This window comes from Streptomyces anulatus (assembly GCF_000721175.1).
Taxonomy (GTDB): Bacteria; Actinomycetota; Actinomycetes; order Streptomycetales; family Streptomycetaceae; genus Streptomyces; species Streptomyces anulatus_C.
The window spans coordinates 24,511-44,068 of sequence record NZ_JOEZ01000053.1 but is presented as its reverse complement, the minus strand read 5'-3'; the positions used below and the strand labels follow the sequence as shown (position 1 = coordinate 44,068).

The window sequence follows — 19,558 nt, the reverse complement described above, 5'->3', positions numbered from 1 at the left end:
CGACAAGCACATGGAGGGCGTCCGCCTCACCCGGTGGCTGCTCTCCCCCGTCCCCACGTTCAAGCTGTGGCGGCGGATGAAGCTGTGGGAGCTGCGCAGCTACGAACAGGTCATCAAGCTCGAACAGGACCGGCTGATCTACCAGGCCCGGCTCCAGGCCCGCTTCGGCCGCAACTGGCGGCGCAAGGCCCCGGTCGAGTCGATGATGCCCCTGCGGCTGGCGAAGTACGGCGTGCCGCTCGCCGAGACCGCCCCGGCCGGACTCGCCGCCGCCGGCATCGAAGAGCCGATCCTCGCCACGGCCGGCCGGAACGAAGCCGAGGGCGAGACACCTGCGCCGGCCATCGGACATCAGCGGACGGGGGAGCGGGATGCCGAAGCTGGGCGACCCGCCGGGGCCGGGCGCGAGGTGTCGGCGACCGACCTCGCCAACACCGTCCAGGAAGCCGCGCCGACGAGGCCGGAGCTGGTGCTCCCGGGCGTGGACTACCTGGCGGCTACCGAGGGTTACGTGGCCCAGAACGGGCACTTCCCCGACGCCGAGCAGTTCGGGCTCTTCCTCGCTCAGTACGACATCACCGACCCCTCGACCCGCGGGCCGCTGTCCGGGACGCTGCTGGACCGCGTACTCGACGAGCTCTGGAGCGAGCACAACGCGAGGTTCATCCGCCAGGGCCAGGATCCGACGAGTGGAGAAGGAAGCTCCACCGGATCCGAACCAGAGCTGTCAAACCCTGGCCCGGAGGCCGATGCCGAGGAGCTGCCGGGACCGCGGGGCGGGGCCAGCGCCTGGTTCGACGCTGGCCCGAAGGCACCGGCCGACGGGGGCGCGCAGGACAGGCTGGAAAACTCGGAACCCTGGAACAGAGCGTCCGGCGACGCTGCACTCGAAGACGAACATTCCCATTCCAGCCCCGCTCCAGTAGCAGCTGCGGCGTCCAGCGGAGCGACGGCGGACCGGACAGGGGAGGGGCGCCGCGTCGTGCAGATGCGGATTCCCGATGACGAGGAGCCCAACCAGGCGTCGCCCCCCGACGACCGCGACGACGAGCAGGACAAGACACCGGTGCAGGAGCCGTCGCCGCTCACAGGGGCGGAGCTGGTGGCGGCCCGCTACCGGGAGCTGCCCGCCGAGAAGCGTTCCAGGTCGGCCAACTCGCTCGCCCCGCAGCTCGCCGAAGGCACGGACTACACCGTTGGAACGGTGCGCAAGTACCTGGGAGACATCAAGCGCGCCGAGCGACAGGCTGCCCCAGCCGGTTGAGCACCTCGTCTTCCAACCGGTGCCCGGGAGGAATCCAGGGCGTCCGGCCAGCGGGGGAGAAGCCCGTACCCCTTGGTGAGTGGCACCCCCGGAGGTACTCACCACTTCCTTGTGATGCCGCCCCGGCCGTACTCAGAGCCCGTGGTGCGAAGCGGTGCCAGCAGGCCGCGGTAGCGCCCGGAACACGTGTTGGAACGAGCTGACCTGCGATTTTCCAACTCGCACTCGTCTGGTCGCCCCAGCTTCGCCCGGGGGAGGTACCAGACAGGAACGGCCCGCTCGCCGACGCGAGGGCCGGGTCGGGGCGGCTGAGACGCTGCGGATGCCGGACCTTGGAATCGGTTGGCCCGGCTCGTTGGAAGACCGGCAAGACGTCACCGCCACTCACCACGCCCCCGGGTTCGGACTCGGCCCGGTCCTGAACCCTGCGGTGGTGAGTTCCATTCCGACTCACCGGTGTCAGGGATGGCCCCCCTGCTACTCACCACGGTGGTCGTTGGAACTCACCACAGCAGGTCACGAGCCGGTCTCCGCTTATGCCGGGAATCGCAACAGTGTTCCCTATGCGCCTGGTTGGCGGGTTACTGTCCCCAATAGCAAGATCCCGTCAGGGGGGAGCGCCAGATGCACGCTGTCGAGGCGAAGGGCAGGGCAGGCGGGCCGTCCGGGACCAAGGCCAACCGAGTGGGGCTGACCGACCGGCAGGCGGAGATCATCGCCTTCATCGAGCGCGAGGTCGGACGGCAGGGCTACCGCCCTCGATGCGGGAGATCGGCCGGGCGGTCAAACTCAAGAGCACCTCGTCGGTGTCCCACCAGCTGACGTCGCTGGAACGCAAGGGCTTCCTCTACCGCGACCCACACCGGCCGCGGGCCTACCGCGTTCGCAGCCTGCTGGACCGAGATGCTCGACGAGAAGGCGTCCCCCTCCACCTCCTCCTCAGTGGACGTCCCCTTGGTTGGGAGGATTGCCGCCGGCGCGCCGATCCTCGCCGAAGAAGAAGTCGAGGACGTGTACGCGCTGCCCCGCCAGCTGGTCGGGGAGGGACAGATCTTCGCACTCACGGTGGTCGGCGACAGCATGATCGACGCGGCCATCTGCGATGGTGACATCGTTGCTGTCAGGAAGACGTCCTCAGCCGATCACGGCGACATCGTCGCCGCGCTCCTGGACGGCGAAGCCACCGTCAAACGTTTCCGCTACGAGGGCGACCATGTCTGGCTGACACCGCACAACCCGGCATTCGAGCCGATCTCCGGCGAGAACGCGACGATCCTCGGCAAGGTCGTCGCCGTGCTCCGGGCCGTGTGATCCGCGGCCTGGACCCGGGCCTGCCTGCCCTGGCCGCCGTGCGGGCGCGCACCCGGCCGTGACTGGTACGGGCCGAGTATGTGGCCGGCGGCTGCTCAAGTGGCCGGCCGGGGCAACAGGGGGCGGGTTTCTGTCGGATCCCCTCCCGTGGGGAGGGCCGGGAGGGGCGACGGGCCTGCTGGCATCACAGCGTGGGCAGGGCCCGACGGGTGCGGGAAACGGGGGATCCCGCAGGACCAACGATGCACCGGATCAAGCCAGAGCAACAGGGGTGTTACTGAAATTTGCTGCTCAGCGGTTGATGGTGACGCAGGGCCTTCGGTCCGCGTACCTGGTGGCCTCCGCGTAGATCCGCCGCTAGCACGACCTTCTGGCGTCAGCCGAGGGAGTTCTCGGGGTGCGCCGGATTCTGCAGTGTCCAGGACTGGCCGGAACAGCCAGAGGGCAGTGGTGGGAAACGATGCCCCTTCACGTCCGTGCTCCAGTGGTGTTCCCCGCCGCAGTCGCACGCGTAGATCCCGCTGGCGGGCACGATCTCACCGGGATGCCAGGACGCACTCTCATCGCTCATGTTCCTTGTCTACGACGCAGCCTCACATGGCGCGACCCGAGCAGCTCGTCCTGGCACCGGGGCACGCGCAGGCGAGGAGGCGCGGCTCCTGTCTCTGTCACATAGCTCCGCGGGGACGCCGTGCGTCCGGCCGTACTGGTGACAGAGCCGGAGCCTCCGGCTGGACGGCGGCGCGGCGGGAGGCGTACGCGAACGACCAGGGCGCGGACGTCTCCCTCGTCGCGGTGACCGCGCGCAGCAACCGGCTAGTGACCAGGACCCGGCCGACTGGATGCCACCGTCCCCGGAGGCACAGTGCCGGTATGTGGGGGAGTGGGTGTCGACCAAGCTCCGCCGGCAGCGCACCGCCGATGACCGCGAGCTCGAAGCGCTGAAGGTGTACGCGGAGGGGCCGTGCGAGGACACCATCGTCCGCTACACCCCTGCCCCGTAGTTGTGCCCCGGAGCGGAGTCCTCCCTGTTGTGATCCGCCGTACTGACAACCCGCGCGAGTAGAGGCGGTTGGGCGTTTTGGCCAGGTCATGGTGAGGCGGGGCGGCTGCTACGGAATGTGACTGTTACTACAGGTCCGGTGATGCCTCCAGATCGGTGGTGTCGGTAGAAGTACCTGTTGCGCTACGGCATTTCGCCGCGGGGGGTCGGGCCAGAGCGGTCGTGTCAGTGAGGGCGTTTACCATGCCGGTGCGGCTTCGAAGAGGCCAGCTCAGCGGCTCGCCATCCGACAGATGCACTTCGACGGAACTCGACGCCAATTACACGAAGGTAGTGCCCTGGCCATGATTGCCAACGTGCGTAGCTACAAGAAGAATCAGGTCTCCCGAGCCGAGGTCATCACGGCAATCGGCCTGTCCCACAACGACTACATGATCAAGCGTGTAACTGCGGCGCTCGACGAGATCGAGGGCTACACCGCCGATATCGGGTTTGTCGATGGCGACCTGCACATACCCGGCGACCTCGACCTGACGCAGGAGCACGTCTGGCTCTTGGTTGTGCTCGGCGATCTGGTTGTCGACGGGACGTATGGCGATGACGACCATCCCGAGTCGTTCTCGCTGGTGACCGGCAGCATGCGGGCACGCGACATCGTGACCGCGGGCTGGCTCGAGGTCCACGGCGACCTGAGCACCGATCGGCTCATCGGTGATTACAACGACTGTGGCGCCCACATCGGTGGCGACGTTCACGCCCAGCTCTTCTATGGCGAAGAACATCACTTCACCATCGGTGGCGCGCTCATCGCCAACGCGGTGATCGGTGAGCCGCGCCTTGAGATCGCGACCCGACCGGCCGTGATCGATGTCGACGACCCCCGCATGCTGGAGCATTTCGACCGCGATCTACTGGACGTGTACGACGACGAAGACGAAGACGGCAACGAAATCACCTGTGTGGACGGTTTCGATGACTTCCACGAGCTGAAGCGGCGAGTCAACGCAGGTCTACCGCTGCGCACCACGTCAACACGCGACAACTGAGCCTCCACCGCCGAGCCGGATGGGGCCGGGCTTTGTTCGCCACCAGGTCCCGGTCGCGTCCACCATCGTCCAGCATGCCACCGCGTCTTCCGGTGACCACTCCTGCCGTGCTGCGCAGTTGTCGTGCTGACCCCCCGCTGACCACGTCCCGCACGGTACGCCCCCGGGGGCTGCCGCGTGGCCGACACCCCAGGAGCGTGTCAACGTCGGCGTTTCAAGGGCGGCGGTGGGGTCGGGTGTGCCAGCGGTGGGTGGTCCATGCCCGGCGGTCCGGTCGGAGGGCTGCGCTTCGGACTCGAGGGAGGTTTCGACTACAGCGGAAGCGTTATCCCCAGCTCCCGCATGGCGGGGGAGGGCGGGCCGCCCTCTGAGCGTTCGGTCTTGCATCCCTTGCTGCCGGCGGTCACGGTCCGGGGGTCGACTGCCTCCGCGGGCGCTCCGGTGGCGTAGAGGCCTTCGGGTTCGGCGTCCCGGTCATGCGGCAGCAGCCAGAAGACGCGGCGCCGGAAGGTGTCTGAGGCGCGGGATGCGCGGGCTTGGGGTCCGAGGACGGCGTAGCCGACCATGCGTCCGTCGCGGTGGTAGGCGGGTTTGCCGCCGCGGGTGGGCAGCCGGTCCAGGCTCTGGCGGACGTAGTCGAGCTCCTGGACGTCCTCGAGCCAGACGAGCCTGGATTCGTGCTTGAGCTCGTCGTCGCTGATCAGGGCGCTCATGCCATCTCCTCGTCGGCGAGCAGTCTGATCCCATGGTAGTACTTTCGCGAGTTCGACAGGATCATCTCTTTGGGGGAGGAAAGCCCGACGAGTTCGCGGGCGCGGGCGGCGAAGGCTCGGCTGGAGATGGGAGGTACGCCTTCGCCATGACACCAGGATCGGTAGGCGGCGTACAGGCGGGCCTGTTCGGCGCGGTGATCCCGATTCAGGATGCAGGCTTCGTCGAAGAAGCGCCCGGTGTGGTCTTCGGTCTCGGCGTAGGCGGTGGTGGCGATGCGGACCTTGTCGGGGCCGGTGAGGTCCTTCTCGCCGCCGAGGTAGCGGCCAGCGCCGTCGACGAGCCAGTTGAGGATGCCGGAGCCTTCCTCGGCGACGAGGATGTCGGCGAGGTTGTCGATCTTGCGGTCGTCGGAGACGGTGCGCTCGAAGGGGATCAGGCGCATACGCCGCCAGAAGGCGAAGCCGCCGGTGCCGACCTCGGGGCGGTGGTTTCCCAGCAGCCAGAGCTTGTGGGTGGGCCGGAAGCTGAAGAAGTCCTGGCGCATGCGGCGGGCCTTGATGCGGTCGCCGCCCGTGAGGAGCTTGACGCGGGCTTCGTCGAACTTGTCGCCGGGCTTGACCTCGGAGCAGACGATGACGCGGCGGCCGTGGAGTTCGGCGAGGTCGGTGGGGTGGCCTTCGTAGGGGCGGGCCATGAGGAAGCCCGGCGGGGCGGCGTCGGCGTAGTCGCCGAGGAGCCTCATCAGGACGTCGAGGAGTACGGACTTGCCGTTCTTGCCGGCGCCGAAGAGAAAGGACATGACCTGGCCGCCGACGTCGCCGGTGATGGAGTACCCGAGGAGCAGCTGGAGGAAGCTGGTCATCTGGGTTCCCTCGGTGTCGTCGCCGAAGGTGTCGGCCAGGAAGCGGTTCCACCGCGGGGTGTCCATGGGGGCGGGCCCGGTGGCGGTCGAGCGGGAGTGGAAGTCCCCGTCGGGGTTCGGGGTGCGGATGAGGCCGGTGCGGAGGTCGACGATGCCGGCGGGGGTGCACAGGGCGTAGGGGTCGGCGTCCAGGAGGGCGGCGTTGAGGACCATGCCGGGGGCTGATCTGGCCTGGGTGAGCATGGCGTTGATACCTGAGGTGCTCAGGGCGCGGCGGCGGTGCTTCTTCAGGGCCTCGGGGGTGTGGACGCCGCGGGGGTCGGTGGTGGCGATGTTCTCGCCGAGGTCGCCGGCGGCCCACAGCACGGTGTCGTCCTCGTCCATCTGCCAGCGGGTGGTGTCCCACCGGTACCAGCCGAGGCCCGGGACGTAGCGGAAGTCGGGGGCGTAGAGGCGGACGAAGAGCTTGGCGTTGCCGCGGTCGGTGAGGGTGTCGGGGAGCAGGCCGTCCGGAGAGGCGTGCCCGGGGGCCGCGGTCGTGCCGCTGTGCTTCTGCGCAGGTACGGACGGCCTGCCGGTGGAGAGGATCTGCGCTGCGACGGCGTGCGCGTCGAAGCCGAGGAGGAAGTCGTTGCCGCCGCCGGTCGGAGTGTTCACGGACGGCTCCTGAGCTGCAGGGGGCGGCGGGTGCCTGCGGTGAGACCGCTGCGGATGATCTGCTGGCAGCGCCGTTCCTGGCCAGGACGGGCCGTGCGTGCGGCTTCGGTGAGGACGCGCTCTGCCTCCTGCCGGGTCAGGTGCCCGGCCGCGACGAGGCCGCCGGCGGTGTAGGCGGCCCGGTTGAGCTTCTCGGAGAAGCCGGTGTTCTCGGGGGCCGTGGCGCAGGCGGCGACTTCCGCGAGCACGGTGGTGAGAGCACGGGTGGCCTGGTCGTGTCCGCCGCCGCCCGCGGCGATGACGGCCTGCCGGGCGCGGGGCGGCACCCGGCGGGGGGCGGGAACACGGGCTGCGGGCAGATGGCGGGTGCGTTCCAGCTCCTGAGCGAGCCAGGCGGGCAGCGGTACGGGGGTGCGGCTCGCTCCCACAGGTGTGTAGGCCCCGGCCTCGGTGGTGGTGCCGGGGGCGATGATGTAGCCGCCGTGGGCGCGGACGTCGACCTGCCAGGCGAGACCCCGGGTGGTGCTCGTCCCGGTGGAGCACCGCCAGCGGCGGCCGTCCGCGGCCCGGTACCAGATGTGCAGCCCCCCGGAGGGGGTGCGTACGCGCAGGGTCGTGGTGTCCTCTGCCGGGTTCGCCTGGCCGCGGAGCGCTGCCAGGACGGCCAGGCTGTGGAAGCCGGTCGTCATGGCGGAGACGTCGACACCGTCCGCGATCGGGATGCCGGGCAGGAGACGGTCCCGTGGAGGGGGGACGGTGGGATGGGCGTCGATGTCGATGACGACCAGGTTAGCCGGGCCGCAGGCCACTGCGACGCCGAGTCGCGGTGTGGTGCCCCACCACTGACTGATGCGGTCCATGCTCAGGGTGGCGGCGTGGAAGCCGTGGCACCAGCGTCCCGCGGCCCGGCAGGAGCACTGGCAGCGGTCGTGGCCGGGCCGGCGGCAGGCGGGGCAGTTGGCCGCCGGTGTCTTCCTGCCCGGAGCCAGGGGGTGGACCGGCCAGCCCTGAGCGGCACACCAGCGGGCGATGGTGAGCGACTCGGCGACGGGACGCGCGGCGACGGGGTCGCCTGAGTCGCTGCCTGAGTACCGCAGGTCAGCCGGCATATGACTCCCCTACAGCGACTGAAGCGACCCAACGACGGAATCAGGCTAGCGAAAGCACGGCACGAAGCCCGCATATCGCCGAGGCACCTGCCTCGTGTCAGTTGCCGTCGGCACTCAGCTACCGAAGCCTGCCCGCAGCGACTGAACGGGCTTCGGTAGCTGCCCGGCCGCTGAGGAATCACCGCAGGTCACAGGCGTCTGACAACAGGATCAGCGACTGAAGCGACTCAAGACCCCTATATATGACGCGCACACGCACGCACATTGCAGCTCATATACCCGAACCTTGAGTCGCTTCAGTCGCTTTTCTCCAGCCAAACAGCGTCTGAACTGCGGTTTTACCCAGCGACCGAAAGGCAGCTCGGTCGCTGGGCTTCAGTCGCTGCCGCCTGCCCGCCATGCCCTGGACCGCCTGCCCGCCACACCCTGGACCGGCCCTGTGACCCGCGCGGGCGGTGGGCGGGGCCCAGCCGACCGCGGGGAGGGACATGAGCCAGGCTCATGTCCCTCCCCGAAGGCACCGGCCGGCGCCCCGCCGGCGTACGCCGCGACCGGCGGGTCGCTCCTCGCGGGTGACTCCTGCGCCGCGCTGCCGTACGAAGGCCGCGCAGGAGGAGCCCGAACCGGGCCGGCCCGGCGAGGATCTGCGCAACCTGGTGGCCGGCCGCCTTGCCGACGACCCGGCCGCGCGGTCCTCCCCCGCCGGGCCTGCGGCGATGCTGTCAACGGGTACGGAGGCCGACGGCGGGCGGCCTCCGACGGACCAGCCGGGCGGCTGTCGCTTCCGTGCCGGGAACCGCCCGGTTTCCCGAACGCCCGTCAGGGGGCGTCCTCCAGAGCCGGCGGCTGAGGGCGGCCCCCACGGCCGGGCGCGCCCTCCGGTGAGCGTCGACGCCCAGCCGGCCGCCGCACAGGGATGGTGCCGGCCTCTGTGCCGTTTCGGTCCAGGAGCCGTCGTGTGTGTCCGCGGAGTGCCCGGCCCCGTCCCCGGCGTAGGAGCCGGGCACTCCGGACGGGGCCGGCGACGCGCCGGGGGAGCCGGTCCGTCAGATACCGGGGCCGGCGACGTAGGTGAAGGCGCCCACCTCGGTGTCCGATCCGGCGGGGTTGGTCACCACCACGTCGACGGCTCCGACCGTACCGGGCGGCGTGACCGCCGACAGGGTGGTCTGGTCGATCACCGCGAACGGTGCCGGCGCGCCGCCGAAGGTGACCGAGTCCGTGGTGTCGAGGTTGGTACCGGTGATGGTCACCGCCGTTCCGCCGGATGCAGGTCCGGAGGTCGGAGTGAGCGTGCCGATCGCGGGGGCGTCGACGTAGGTGTAGGTGAGGCCGTTGTTGCTGCCGCCGGTGGTGGTGACCGTCACCGGGACGGGGCCCACTCCCGCTCCGGCGGGAACGGTGACGCTCAGGGAGCTGTCGGAGTTCACGGTCGGGGTGGCCGTCACACCTCCGAAGGAGACGCTGGTGGCCGTCGACAGGCCGGTGCCGTTGATGGTGATGATGTTGCCCCCGGCCAGCGGCCCGGAGGTAGCGCCCAGAGACGACTTGAACGGCGCACCCACGTAGAAGAACGGCACCGGGTTGCTGGTCCCGCCCGGTGTCGTGACGGTGACGCCCACGGTGCCGGCCCCCGAAGGGGACACCGCCGTCACCTCGGTCGGGGAGACCTGCGTGATGCTGGTCGCCGGTTTGCTGCCGAACGTCACATTGGTGGTGTCGGTCAGATTCGTTCCCGTGATGGCGACCAGCGTTCCACCGCCGGTCGAACCCTGGTTCGGGGAGATAGGCATGGCAAGGCTCCTCTTTCTCGATGTGACATGCGATGGACCGGCGTGCAGCACGGCCCGACCCGCCGGCAGCCGCCGGAAGACGCGGGTCGGCGCCGTGTCAAGGAATGGCGATCGGTACACGGCCGGGACTGACGAGACAGGGAAGCGTGCGGCAGTACGCCCGGGCCCGGCGTGCGACACGGACCGCTGGAACGTCTCGCCCGGAAGGCGAGGAGGACCGGCCAGCGCTGCCTCTGTGCACCTGCCTCGGCTCGGGATGGGCGGCCCGCCGATGTGCCATCAGTGACCCACACGGCCATACGAGGGACAAGCCCCTCTCACGCCCGACCACTCGAACGGAGCAGTCGGCCCGCCGGGAGCAGGACGCCGCTCCCGCCGCCGGAAGAGCGGATGACAACGCAGCCCTCACGCGTCCTCGCCCTGGACACACCGCGATCGGGGCCCCGCGTCTGCGCTCCCGGCCACACGACTGCCGCCTCGACGGCATCGCGGCGAGACGGCCGCACACGCGGCGGCGGGGGCGCAGGCCGGCCTAGCCTGACCACGTCGACCCGCGGGGGAGCGCCGACCCCACACCAGTGCACACCAGTGCGGGCGCGGCGCCCGGGCAGCGCCGCGCCCGCGGCGCGGGTACCCGGGCGCCCATACCGCAGCCCTGGGCGCCGCGACCACGCCCCCGCCACCACACGCCCCCGCCGCCAGCGGCCCGGGAAGCCACCCGACGAGGGGACGCCCCGCTGCCCGGCGCGTGACAGGACCGGGGATCCGGCCATCGAGGGGCACGGACCGACACGGAGGAGTGGATGGGATCTACCGACAATGCGCGGAGGTGCGCCCCTCCAACCGAGGGACGATTCGCTCTGCTCCTTGTGGCATCGCCCTGCACCTGTGTCACTGGGAAGCGTCCAACCGTTGGACAAGTCCGTTCTCCCGGAGAGTGATACCGGTGTGGTCGTAGCTGCTCCCGCGCAGGCAGCGTCGGCACCGACGGGGTCACGATGGGCACCTTCGGGGAAGGGGACACCCAGCCGGTGTCGCACCTGTGGCACCGGCTGGGGTCGGCACACAGCGGGGGCGCGCCCCCGGCGCCCCCCTTGGCCCGTTCGGGTGTCCCGGCGTGAGCGGTCTTGTGGACCACCGGCCGGTGTGGGTCGCTGCCGACGCCGAACCGCGCGTCGCCCCCGCCCCGTCCGAACGGCGGGGGGGGGCGGGGTGCCTCGCCGACCTCCGCGCGGAAGCGTCCCGCGCCGCCCATCGGCACCTGGATCGGGAGGGCGAGGACGCTGCCCTCGTCCGCCCGGCGCCTGCCCGGGCGGCGGCGAAGGCTCCCCGTCCGCTGGCGGCGTCACGCCTCCGCCGACGCCGGGCGGACCGCTCCGCCGGCCGGACGGGCGGGGCGGCCCCCGCCCGGGTCCGGCACCCGGCTCCGGAATCCGACGTGCTCAGCCGCCCCATCCCCTGACAAGGCCAGGACCCCGCCGGATCCCCCCTCCGCGAGGCGGCGAGGGCCGCTTCCGTCCGGGCGTCCCTCGCCCACCCAACAACTTACGGAGACCCCATGGCGCCCGTAGTCAGCTCTGTCAACCCCGCGCAGGGACCGGTGTCAGGCGGCACCACCGTAGTCATCACCGGCACCGGCCTGACAGGCGCCACCGCGGTACGCTTCGGGCCCACCAACGCGGTCGCCCACACCGTCAACTCCTCCACGCGGATCACCGCGGTCACCCCTGCCGGGAGTACGGGCGCGGTGCCGGTGACGGTGACCTCGCCCAGCGGGACCAGCAACGCCACTGTGCTGTTCACCTACACCTCGGCCGCTCCGACGGTGACCGGCGTCTCGCCGCGCAGCGGCTCCACGAACGGCGGCACCGTCGTCACCGTGACGGGCACCCACCTCTCCGGCGCCACCCAGGTCCGCTTCGGATCCGTCAGCGCGCCCTCCTTCACCCTCGTCTCCTCGACGCAGATCACCGCGGTGTCACCGCCTGGGCCCGCGGGCTCCGTACCGGTCACCGTGACGACGCCCGCGGGCACGAGCGCCGCCGCCCCCGAGTCGTACTTCTTCTACGCCCCCGTCCCCGTTCTCCTCGCGGTCTCCCCCAGTGCCGGCCCCTCCACCGGGAACCAGGGGGTCGCGCTGACGGGTTCCGGCCTGCTGAACGCCACCGACGTACGGTTCGGGGCCCAGTCCGCGAGCTTCACCGTCGTGTCCTCCACCGAGATCACCGCCACGCCCCCACCGGGTTCCGGGCAGGTCGCCGTGACCGTGACGACGCCGGGGGGCACGAGCAACGCCTTGGCCTATGCGTATGTGAGCCCTCCCACGCTGAGTGGTGTCCTCCCCTCCAGTGGGCCCGCCTCGGGCGTCACGATCGTGACGCTGGCGGGCACAGGACTGGCCACCGCGACTGACGTCAGGGTGGACGGTGTCGCGACGGGCTTCACCGTGCTGTCGGATGCCCAGCTGACGGCGGTCGTACCGCCGGGACCCGCCGGGCCCGCCGCGATTCGGGTGACGGCGGTCGGGGGGACGTCCGCCGCGGTCACCTTCCACCGCATCCCGGCGCCCTCGATCTGAGCGCCTCGCGCCTTCGCCGGCCGAGTCGCCGGCCACTGTCACCGACGGTGTGGGAGGGACCCTTCACACGACCGCTCACTGCGGCTAGCCCAGGTGGCGCATCCCCTCGGACGCTCGCCCGGCGGACGCGTCGAAGGCGGCATAGCGTGGGCGGCATCGGCTTGGCAGCTCCACCGAACCCATAGGAGTCACGAATGAGGCGCAGGCTTACTCATAGCGGATGGGCCGTCACCTCAGCGGCGATGGCGGTCGTTCTGGGCACGGCCACCTCAGCCGCCGCCGCCCCTTCCTCCACCAGTGTCGTCGCCTTGCCGGCTTCGACCACCGTCGGCAGTCCTGTCCAGCTCACCGCCACCGTCAGCTGTGACTCCGACCCCAGCGGTGGTCTGGGCGTGTCCTTCTTCGACGGCGGGGACCTTCTGGGCACCGTGCCGGTGGCGGCGAACGGGCAGGCGACGCGCACCGCGTCGTTCACCACGGTCGGCCAGCACACCATCACCGCCGCCTACAACGGCAACGACGGGTGCGACGCGTCCCACAGCACCGCGGCAGTGCAGGTCTCGTCGTCCACACCCCCGCCTTCCCCCGGGTGGCCTGGCCTGTGCCTGCTCACCTGCGGCAGCCTGATCGGCTTCGTCACGGGGGACATCACCAACAACGTGATCCTCGGCTGAGCTTGTTTCTTAACGACCTTTCCACGCAACCGAGTTGAGTGCCCGCTGCCCTGCAAGGGCTGATGCGACAGCAGTGCGGCCTTGGTGTGATCATGTGCGTTGTCGAGACGCTGTTGATCATGTCAAGGCCGCGAGGGTGAGTCTGCTGCACGACGCTGTCCGCGTCGAGTCCCTGACCGTGTTGTCGCGGTTCCCCAAAGCGGCCGCCCAGCAGTAGGTGCGCCCCAGCGACGCCTCCGGGGCACGGGCCCTGCACCGGCTCGCCGCCGAACGGGCCGGGCTGGCCACCATCACGCCTGAGGCGGCCGCGCCCCAGCAGCTGGATCGCACGGCGTGAGTCAGGTGTCCGCGGCGACGTGCTCCGGGGCGACGTGCTCCGGCTCGGTTGGACTCGTCTTCTGGTTGATCGAGCAAGAGTTGTAGGCCATCGGTTCCTGGGGCCCCGCGCTCTTCGGCGGGGGGGGGCGTTCCTGTCCGGTTTCAGGGCTGTCCGGCCGACCGATGCTGCGGGGGCGGTGGCGTTGTCCGCGTACGGGTCGGGGGCCACTCTTGTTTCTGTTCGGACTGGGGCTACTGGCATCCAGCCGGCGTCAATCAGCAGGGCGTAGCTGACTTGCGGCAGCATTCAAAACACCTGGTTCGTGGTCGCTGAATTCGGCACCGGGTCGAGATCATCAGTCTCCCAGCGGCGCAACACGGGGGTTGAGGAACATCGGAACGAAAACCGGCGCTAAGGATCTGTCCGCCCTGGTGGCCCACTGACGGAGCAGCGGGGCCGGACCCGTATGAAGTCGTCCCACGGATAACACCCCAATATCTGCGGTAGCGTGATTCGTCGCCTGCGGTGACGTTCTCCGGCCGCTGCGTGAAGCGGCCCTGTTATCTGCGGCAAGGGGGAAGCGGTGCCCACAGTCGTACAACTGTCGGCCGGGAAGGCGTTGACCGTCCGTGCGGCGGCGGACGTCTTCCTCGACTCGCTCGGCAACCCGAATACGGTCCGCAATTACGGGATCGGGGTGGGCAAGACCGCCGAACGGCTCGGCGAGGCCCGGCCGCTGGCGTCCGTCGCGGACGAGGAGATCGGCGAGGCTCTGGAACTGCTCTGGGGCACTGCGTCGGTGAACACCTGGAACTCCCGCCGGGCGGGGGTGCTGTCCTGGCTCGGCTGGTGCCGTGAGCGCGGCTACGAGGGGCCGATGGTCCCGGTCTGGGCGAAGCGGCTATCGGTGCCGGACTCCGAGACCCCGGCCCGCTCGAAGATGGCGATCGACCGGCTGGTCGCGCGGCGCGAGGTGCACCTGCGGGAGAAGACTTTGTGGCGGATGCTGTACGAGACCGCTGGCCGTGCGGAGGAGATCCTCGGTGTGAACATCGAGGACCTGGACTTCGCCGGGCGTCGCTGCCCGGTCAAGGCGAAGGGCGCGCGGAGCAAGGCCCGCCGCCGGGGCCAGGCACGCGAGGACTTCGTGCTGGAGACGGTGTACTGGGACGCCGGCACCGCCAGGCTGCTGCCCCGGCTGTTGAAGGGCCGCACGCGCGGACCGGTGTTCGTCACCCACCGCCGCCCGGGGCCGGGCAAGGTCGTCAGCCCGCGTGACGTGTGCCCGGACACCGGGCTGGCCCGGCTGTCGTACGGACAGGCCCGTGCCCTTCTCGACGAGCACACCGCCGTGCGCGGACCGGGCACGGGCTGGGACCTGCACGAATACCGCCACTCCGGCCTCACCCACCTGGGCGAGGCCGGGGCCAGCCTGCTGATGCTGATGGCCAAGTCGAGGCACAAGAAGCCGGAGAACGTCCGCCGCTACTTCAAGCCCTCGCCCGACGCCATCGCGGAGATCACCAGTCTCCTCGCGCCGGGCGACAGCAGGCGCTGATCGCGACGCCTGCTATGGGGTGGGGTCGGCCCACAGGTCGGTGCTGTGGGCCCCGATGAGAGCGCTGATGTGGGTGAGTGCGTCACTGACCGGCTGCGGGTCGAGTCGGCGTCCGTCACGCAAGCGCAGTGCGACGTGATCGTCAGCGGCCTCCTTGGCGCCGATGACGGCTTGGTAGGGAACCAGGCGGGCCTCTCGGATTCGGGCGCCCAGGCTGCCGCGGTCCGGTCCCGCGATCTGGGCACGCAGTCCCAGACGGGTGCAGCGTTGGGCGAGGGCTGCGGCGTTCGGCAGTTCGGTGTCGGAGATCGGGAGAATGACCAGCTGAGTGGGGGCGAGCCAGGCGGGGAAAGCACCGCCGTGCTGTTCGATGAGATGGGCGACGGCTCGCTCCACGCTGCCGATGATGCTGCGGTGGACCATGATCGGGCGGTGTTTGGCGCCGTCCGCGCCGATGTAGTGCAGGTCGAACTGCTCGGGCTGGTGGAAGTCGACCTGGACGGTGGACAGGGTGGACTCCCGGCCGGCGCCGTCGGTGACCTGGACATCGATCTTGGGGCCGTAGAACGCGGCCTCTCCCTCGGCCGCCTCATAGGGCAGACCAGAGCGGTCGAGGACGTCGGTCAGCAGGGCGGTGGACCGTTGCCACTTCTCAGGTGCGGCAACGTACTTGCCGCCAGGGCCCGGGAGGGAGAGCCGGTAACGGGTCGGGGTGATGCCGAGCGCCTCGTACGCCTGGCGGATCATCTCCAGCGCCGCCTGCGCCTCCTCGGCGACCTGGTCCAGGGTGCAGAAGATGTGTGCGTCATTGAGCTGGATGGCCCGCACGCGGGTCAGTCCGCCGAGCACGCCCGAGAGTTCGGAGCGGTACATGCCGCCCAGTTCGGCCATCCGCAGGGGCAGTTCGCGGTAACTGTGGGAGCGGGAGCGGTAGATCACCGCGTGATGGGGGCACAGGCTCGGCCGCAGGACGACCTGCTCTCCGCCGAGGTCCATCGGGGGGAACATGTCGTCGCTGTAGTGCGCCCAGTGCCCCGAAATCTCGTACAGCTCCCGCTTTCCGAGTACCGGTGAGTACACGTGCTGGTAGCCCGCCCGCCGCTCGGCGGCACGGATGTACTCCTCCAGGGTGTGCCTCACGGCCGCGCCGTCGGGCAGCCAGTACGGCAGGCCGGCGCCGATCAGCGGATCGGTGTCGAACAGGCCCAGTTCACGGCCGAGCTTGCGATGGTCGTGCACGGTGGTCATCGCGGTCTCCTTGCTGGTTGCGGAGCAAGTGACCGGGCCTACGCCGAAGCCCCGGGGCACTTGCCCCGGGGCTTCGGATCAGATCATCTGTCAGCGCGCCGGGACACTCTCCGGCGTCGTCGTCATAGCAGCGCGCTTCATGTCGCAGACGTTAGCAGGACGCAGCGATGTCCACACGGTCATTCCTCGTCAGGAGTGCCCGGGTCACGCAGGGGTCGCAGACCGCCGGGCAGATCAGGCAGTTGGAAGGAATACCGTCCGAGCATGTTGATGTGATGCCGTACAAACGGTGAGAGGCGGGCCACGTCCTCGTCGTGGACCTCGAAGCCGTCCGCCCGCAGCTGGTTGACCGCGGCGTCCATGTAGCGGGTGTTGAACAGCACGAGCGCGTTGAGGACCAGTCCCAGGGCACCGATCTGGTCCTCCATGCCGTCCTGGTAGCGCTGGTAGAGCTGTCCCTGCTTGCCGTGGAAGATCTTCCGGGCGAGGGAGTGGCGGCCCTCCTGGAGGTTCGCCTGGCTCTTGATCTGCCGCCGGTAGCCGGGCTCGTCGGCCAGGCGCAGGATGTGGAGGGACTTGGAGATCCGCCCGTAGTGCGCGATGGCGTCGCCGAGCGGGGTGGGGCGGCCGTCGCGCGACAGCATGCGGATGACGTCGTACGCGCGCACGGCGCTGGTGTGGATGGAGCCGATGATCCGCAGAATGTCCTCCCAGTGCCGTTCGATCCTGGCGAGGTCTACCCGGCCACGGGCCGCGTCCTGGAAGGCGCCGTAGTCGGCGGTGCGGTCGATGCACCACATCTTCTGGTCCGGCAGGTCAGCGAGCTGCGGTGCGTACGCGAATCCCGCCAGGGTGAGCAGGCCGAAGACAATGTCGCTGTAGCTCGCGGTGTCCGTGACGATCATCTCCGGGCGCTTGCCGCCGTCGCGGTCGTAGAGGACGTCCAGCACATACAGGGAATCGCGTGGGGTGCCGGCCACCACCTTCCCGCCCAGCCCCGCCGCCTGGTCGTTGATCATGTTCAGCCAGGTCGCCCCGCCCCGGCGCCCGAAGTACTTCGGGTTCGGCCGCGCGTACACCGACGGCACGGGGACAACAAACCGCATGCCGTCCACGGAGGCGACCAGGCCGCCGCCCCATGCCTGCGCGAGCGGGATGGCTGCCTGGTAGTCGATCAGTGTGGCATTCGCGGCCCGGTAGGTCGCCAGCCGCAGATACGTCTGGTCGACATGGGAGAGGCGCCCGTACTTCAGCGCGTCCGCGGCCCCGATGACCGGGGTGTAGCCGACATTGCAGCTGTGCGCGACCAGGAGCGCGGCGATCGTCACGTGCAGGTCCTTCAGCCGGGCCTCGCCGCCGGTGACCGAGGTGAACGCCTGGTCGGCGCCGGTCCACGAGAACACCTCCAGCAGAGCCTCCGGCAGGTCGACCCGGGGCAGCATCGCCTCCACTGCCTCCCGCAGCACGCGCAGGGAGGTGGGTTCGGCTCCAGGGCGGCGAAGTGCAGGCGGCCGTCGTCGTCGAACACGATCTGTGAGTTCGCCGGCACCCGCGCGGCGACCTCGCGGTAGGTCCCGTCCAGCAGCGCGGCCTGCGCCGCCAGGTGCTCACCCGCCTCGGCGGGCAGGTTGAGCGAGGCGAGAACGGTTGGCTTGGCCTGCTCCCATGCGTCACCGTCCAGCAGCTTCGCGCGGAGGTCGCCCCACTTGGAGGAGTTCTTCGCGAATACCTGCTTGCTCCGCAGCATCCGGTGCAGATGCTCCAGCACGCAGAACGCGTACGCCTTCCAGTCGACCGTGCCCGGCTCCAGGTGTGGCGCGGAGAGCACCAGACGCCGCCACGACCCGATGAGCAGGCCGGTGTCGATCTCCACCGGGCCGACCTTCTTGCGCCCCATCAGGTCCGGCAGCGATTTCAACGCCTTCAGGACCGGCAGGCCCTCCGGTGTGGCGCCGAAGTCGACCACCGTGACCAGGAGCTTCAGGAACGGCCGCACGGTGCCGAACCGGGTGACCAGCTGGGCCCGCCATGCTTCGTCCGCGTCCGAGTCGAGCGGCGGAGTCAGCTCGAACAGCGAGGCGATCGCCGCGGCCAGCTCGTGCCGGGGCACCACCCGCTCGATCCGCTCCCACATCGCCTCCAGCGTCTCCACCTCGGGCGGGCTGATCTCCCCGGTGTCGGTGTCGACCTGCTCGCTGGTGGTGTCGAACACGATCTGAAACGCGGCGGCCAGCTTCGCCGACGCCCTCTCCACTCGCGGCAGGGTCTTCAGCTTCTCCTTCGCCGTCTCTCGCTCCGCCCTGGCCAGCAGCTTCGTCGCGATCAGTACCTCCAGCAGGTCCAAGGCGTCATCGACCGCCCGGGACGTCAGGTAGACCGCAGTGGCCAGCAACGTGGCCAGGCGCCGGGAATCACCGTGCCGCCGCAGCAGCGACGCTTTACCGTCGACCCCGTACCGCGACAGCTCCGCCAGACGCCGCGGCGGTATCCCCGACACGTCCACCTCGCCCATCCCGAAGGCCGCGATCTCCTCCGCCCGCTCCAACGCCCACTTCATCTGCGGCCCGGAGATCCGCACCGGACCCCGGCGCAGCCGGTCCAGCTCCGATACCCGAGCCCCCGGCGGCACCGCCAGCAGAGAGTCCAGCACCGCACGCTGACCAGTGCTCAACAACCCGTGGAGGCTGTCCCACAGCCGCTGGTTCGCCATCTCCCGCACCGAGGCCACCAACCGGGCCAGCGTCGTCACCCCGGGCAGCAGCACCCGCCGCTCACGCAGCCACCCCACCGCCGCATCGAACAGCGCCTTCGGGCCCTCCCCGGTCGTCCAGGCCCGCGCATCCACCCACGCCCGCAGCTCCGCCTCCGCCTCGGTGAACTCCGTGTACTCCAAACCCGCCGTAGCTCACGGACGTGATCGAGCCGGGTGTTCTCCCGCTCGCCGTACGCCTTCAACGCCGACGCGTCCGCGACGCCCAACTGCTCGGCGAGGTAATCGACCACCTCCGCCGGCACGTCTGTCGGATCGTCCAGGAACACCCCAAGGAACCGCACCGTGGTCATCTGCACCGCGAAACCGAGCCGGTTGTGGGCCCGCCGCTTCGGCTCGATCAACGCCCGGTCCGTGTCGTCCAGGAAGAAGAACCGCTCCGACTCCGTACGTGACGGCGCCCCGTCGTACGCCGCATACTTCGCGGCTTGCTCATCCGTCAGAAACTCGACCGGCACCCCGGACCTCCACAGTCAGTGATCAACACGACTGCCGTAGGCTCCGCCCCCGCTGAACCCCAGGTCAAAGCTCTCTGAAGCCCTCCAGGGGCTTAGCGCCGGTTTTCGTTCCGATGTTCCTCAACCCCCAACACCAGGCCGTCAGCCTCGATCCGCTCGGGAACGTCACCTGGGCCGAGCGCCGACTTCGGAGC

General features: G+C 70.0%; 11 protein-coding genes and 3 pseudogenes. 7 read left to right on the top strand and 7 right to left on the bottom strand.

Annotated elements, in window-relative coordinates; genetic code table 11:
- The coding region (locus IG90_RS46465) for a DUF2637 domain-containing protein (RefSeq protein WP_245170751.1) at window positions 1–1,264 on the top strand (1,264 nt) is incomplete at its 5' end.
- 624 nt (window positions 1,265–1,888) lie between these two features.
- Window positions 1,889–2,575 (top strand): annotated as a pseudogene (gene lexA, locus IG90_RS40200) (transcriptional repressor LexA).
- Between the two features lie 376 nt (window positions 2,576–2,951).
- Here the strand turns inward: lexA and IG90_RS43015 are convergent.
- Window positions 2,952–3,146 carry a hypothetical protein gene (locus tag IG90_RS43015; RefSeq protein WP_078585539.1) on the bottom strand — a complete coding sequence of 65 codons (195 nt, stop codon included), beginning with the start codon at window positions 3,144–3,146 and terminating at the stop codon, window positions 2,952–2,954.
- 146 nt (window positions 3,147–3,292) lie between these two features.
- On the opposite strand from IG90_RS43015, the pseudogene IG90_RS46460 reads away from it, so the two are divergent.
- Together IG90_RS46460 and IG90_RS0136645 are read left to right on the top strand one after the other, a co-directional pair.
- Window positions 3,293–3,579: pseudogene (locus tag IG90_RS46460) on the top strand (HNH endonuclease); the annotation flags it as partial.
- Window positions 3,580–3,922: 343 nt separating this feature from the next.
- Window positions 3,923–4,624, top strand: a complete 702-nt coding sequence (locus IG90_RS0136645) for a hypothetical protein (RefSeq protein ID WP_030594757.1) — start codon at window positions 3,923–3,925, stop codon at window positions 4,622–4,624.
- 311 nt (window positions 4,625–4,935) lie between these two features.
- Here the strand turns inward: IG90_RS0136645 and IG90_RS0136640 are convergent, their stop codons facing one another.
- The 4 genes from IG90_RS0136640 to IG90_RS0136625 form a co-directional block, all read right to left on the bottom strand.
- Window positions 4,936–5,337 carry a DUF6009 family protein gene (locus IG90_RS0136640; RefSeq protein ID WP_030594754.1) on the bottom strand — a complete coding sequence of 134 codons (402 nt, stop codon included), beginning with the start codon at window positions 5,335–5,337 and terminating at the stop codon, window positions 4,936–4,938.
- Entirely contained in the window at window positions 5,334–6,857 is a 1,524-nt protein-coding gene (locus IG90_RS0136635; protein WP_030594751.1) for a DNA primase family protein, read from the bottom strand. The genes IG90_RS0136640 and IG90_RS0136635 overlap by 4 nt, the downstream gene beginning before the upstream one ends.
- Window positions 6,854–7,966, bottom strand: coding sequence for a bifunctional DNA primase/polymerase (locus IG90_RS0136630; protein ID WP_030594749.1), 1,113 nt, complete (start codon window positions 7,964–7,966; stop codon window positions 6,854–6,856). The genes IG90_RS0136635 and IG90_RS0136630 overlap by 4 nt, the downstream gene beginning before the upstream one ends.
- Before the next feature lie 1,046 nt (window positions 7,967–9,012).
- The gene (locus IG90_RS0136625; RefSeq protein ID WP_030594746.1) at window positions 9,013–9,759 is read right to left on the bottom strand and encodes an IPT/TIG domain-containing protein; all 747 of its coding nucleotides are present in this window, start codon (window positions 9,757–9,759) and stop codon (window positions 9,013–9,015) included.
- Between the two features lie 1,558 nt (window positions 9,760–11,317).
- Between IG90_RS0136625 and IG90_RS0136615 the strand changes: the two genes are divergently transcribed.
- The 3 genes from IG90_RS0136615 to IG90_RS0136595 all read left to right on the top strand — a co-directional run bounded on the left by IG90_RS0136615 (window position 11,318) and on the right by IG90_RS0136595 (window position 14,888).
- The gene (locus tag IG90_RS0136615; protein ID WP_078585538.1) at window positions 11,318–12,337 is read left to right on the top strand and encodes an IPT/TIG domain-containing protein; all 1,020 of its coding nucleotides are present in this window, start codon (window positions 11,318–11,320) and stop codon (window positions 12,335–12,337) included.
- Window positions 12,338–12,579: 242 nt separating this feature from the next.
- A complete protein-coding gene (locus tag IG90_RS0136610; RefSeq protein WP_078585537.1) occupies window positions 12,580–13,011 on the top strand; it encodes an Ig-like domain-containing protein in 432 nt (143 codons plus the stop codon).
- A 902-nt stretch (window positions 13,012–13,913) separates the two neighbouring features.
- Window positions 13,914–14,888 carry a tyrosine-type recombinase/integrase gene (locus tag IG90_RS0136595; protein ID WP_030594733.1) on the top strand — a complete coding sequence of 325 codons (975 nt, stop codon included), beginning with the start codon at window positions 13,914–13,916 and terminating at the stop codon, window positions 14,886–14,888.
- A 12-nt stretch (window positions 14,889–14,900) separates the two neighbouring features.
- Here IG90_RS0136595 and thrS read toward each other — a convergent pair whose 3' ends face one another.
- The gene (gene thrS / locus IG90_RS0136590; protein ID WP_030594730.1) at window positions 14,901–16,127 is read right to left on the bottom strand and encodes a threonine--tRNA ligase; all 1,227 of its coding nucleotides are present in this window, start codon (window positions 16,125–16,127) and stop codon (window positions 14,901–14,903) included.
- 188 nt (window positions 16,128–16,315) lie between these two features.
- Window positions 16,316–19,364 (bottom strand): annotated as a pseudogene (locus IG90_RS40190) (Tn3 family transposase).
- Window positions 19,365–19,558 lie beyond the last annotated feature (194 nt).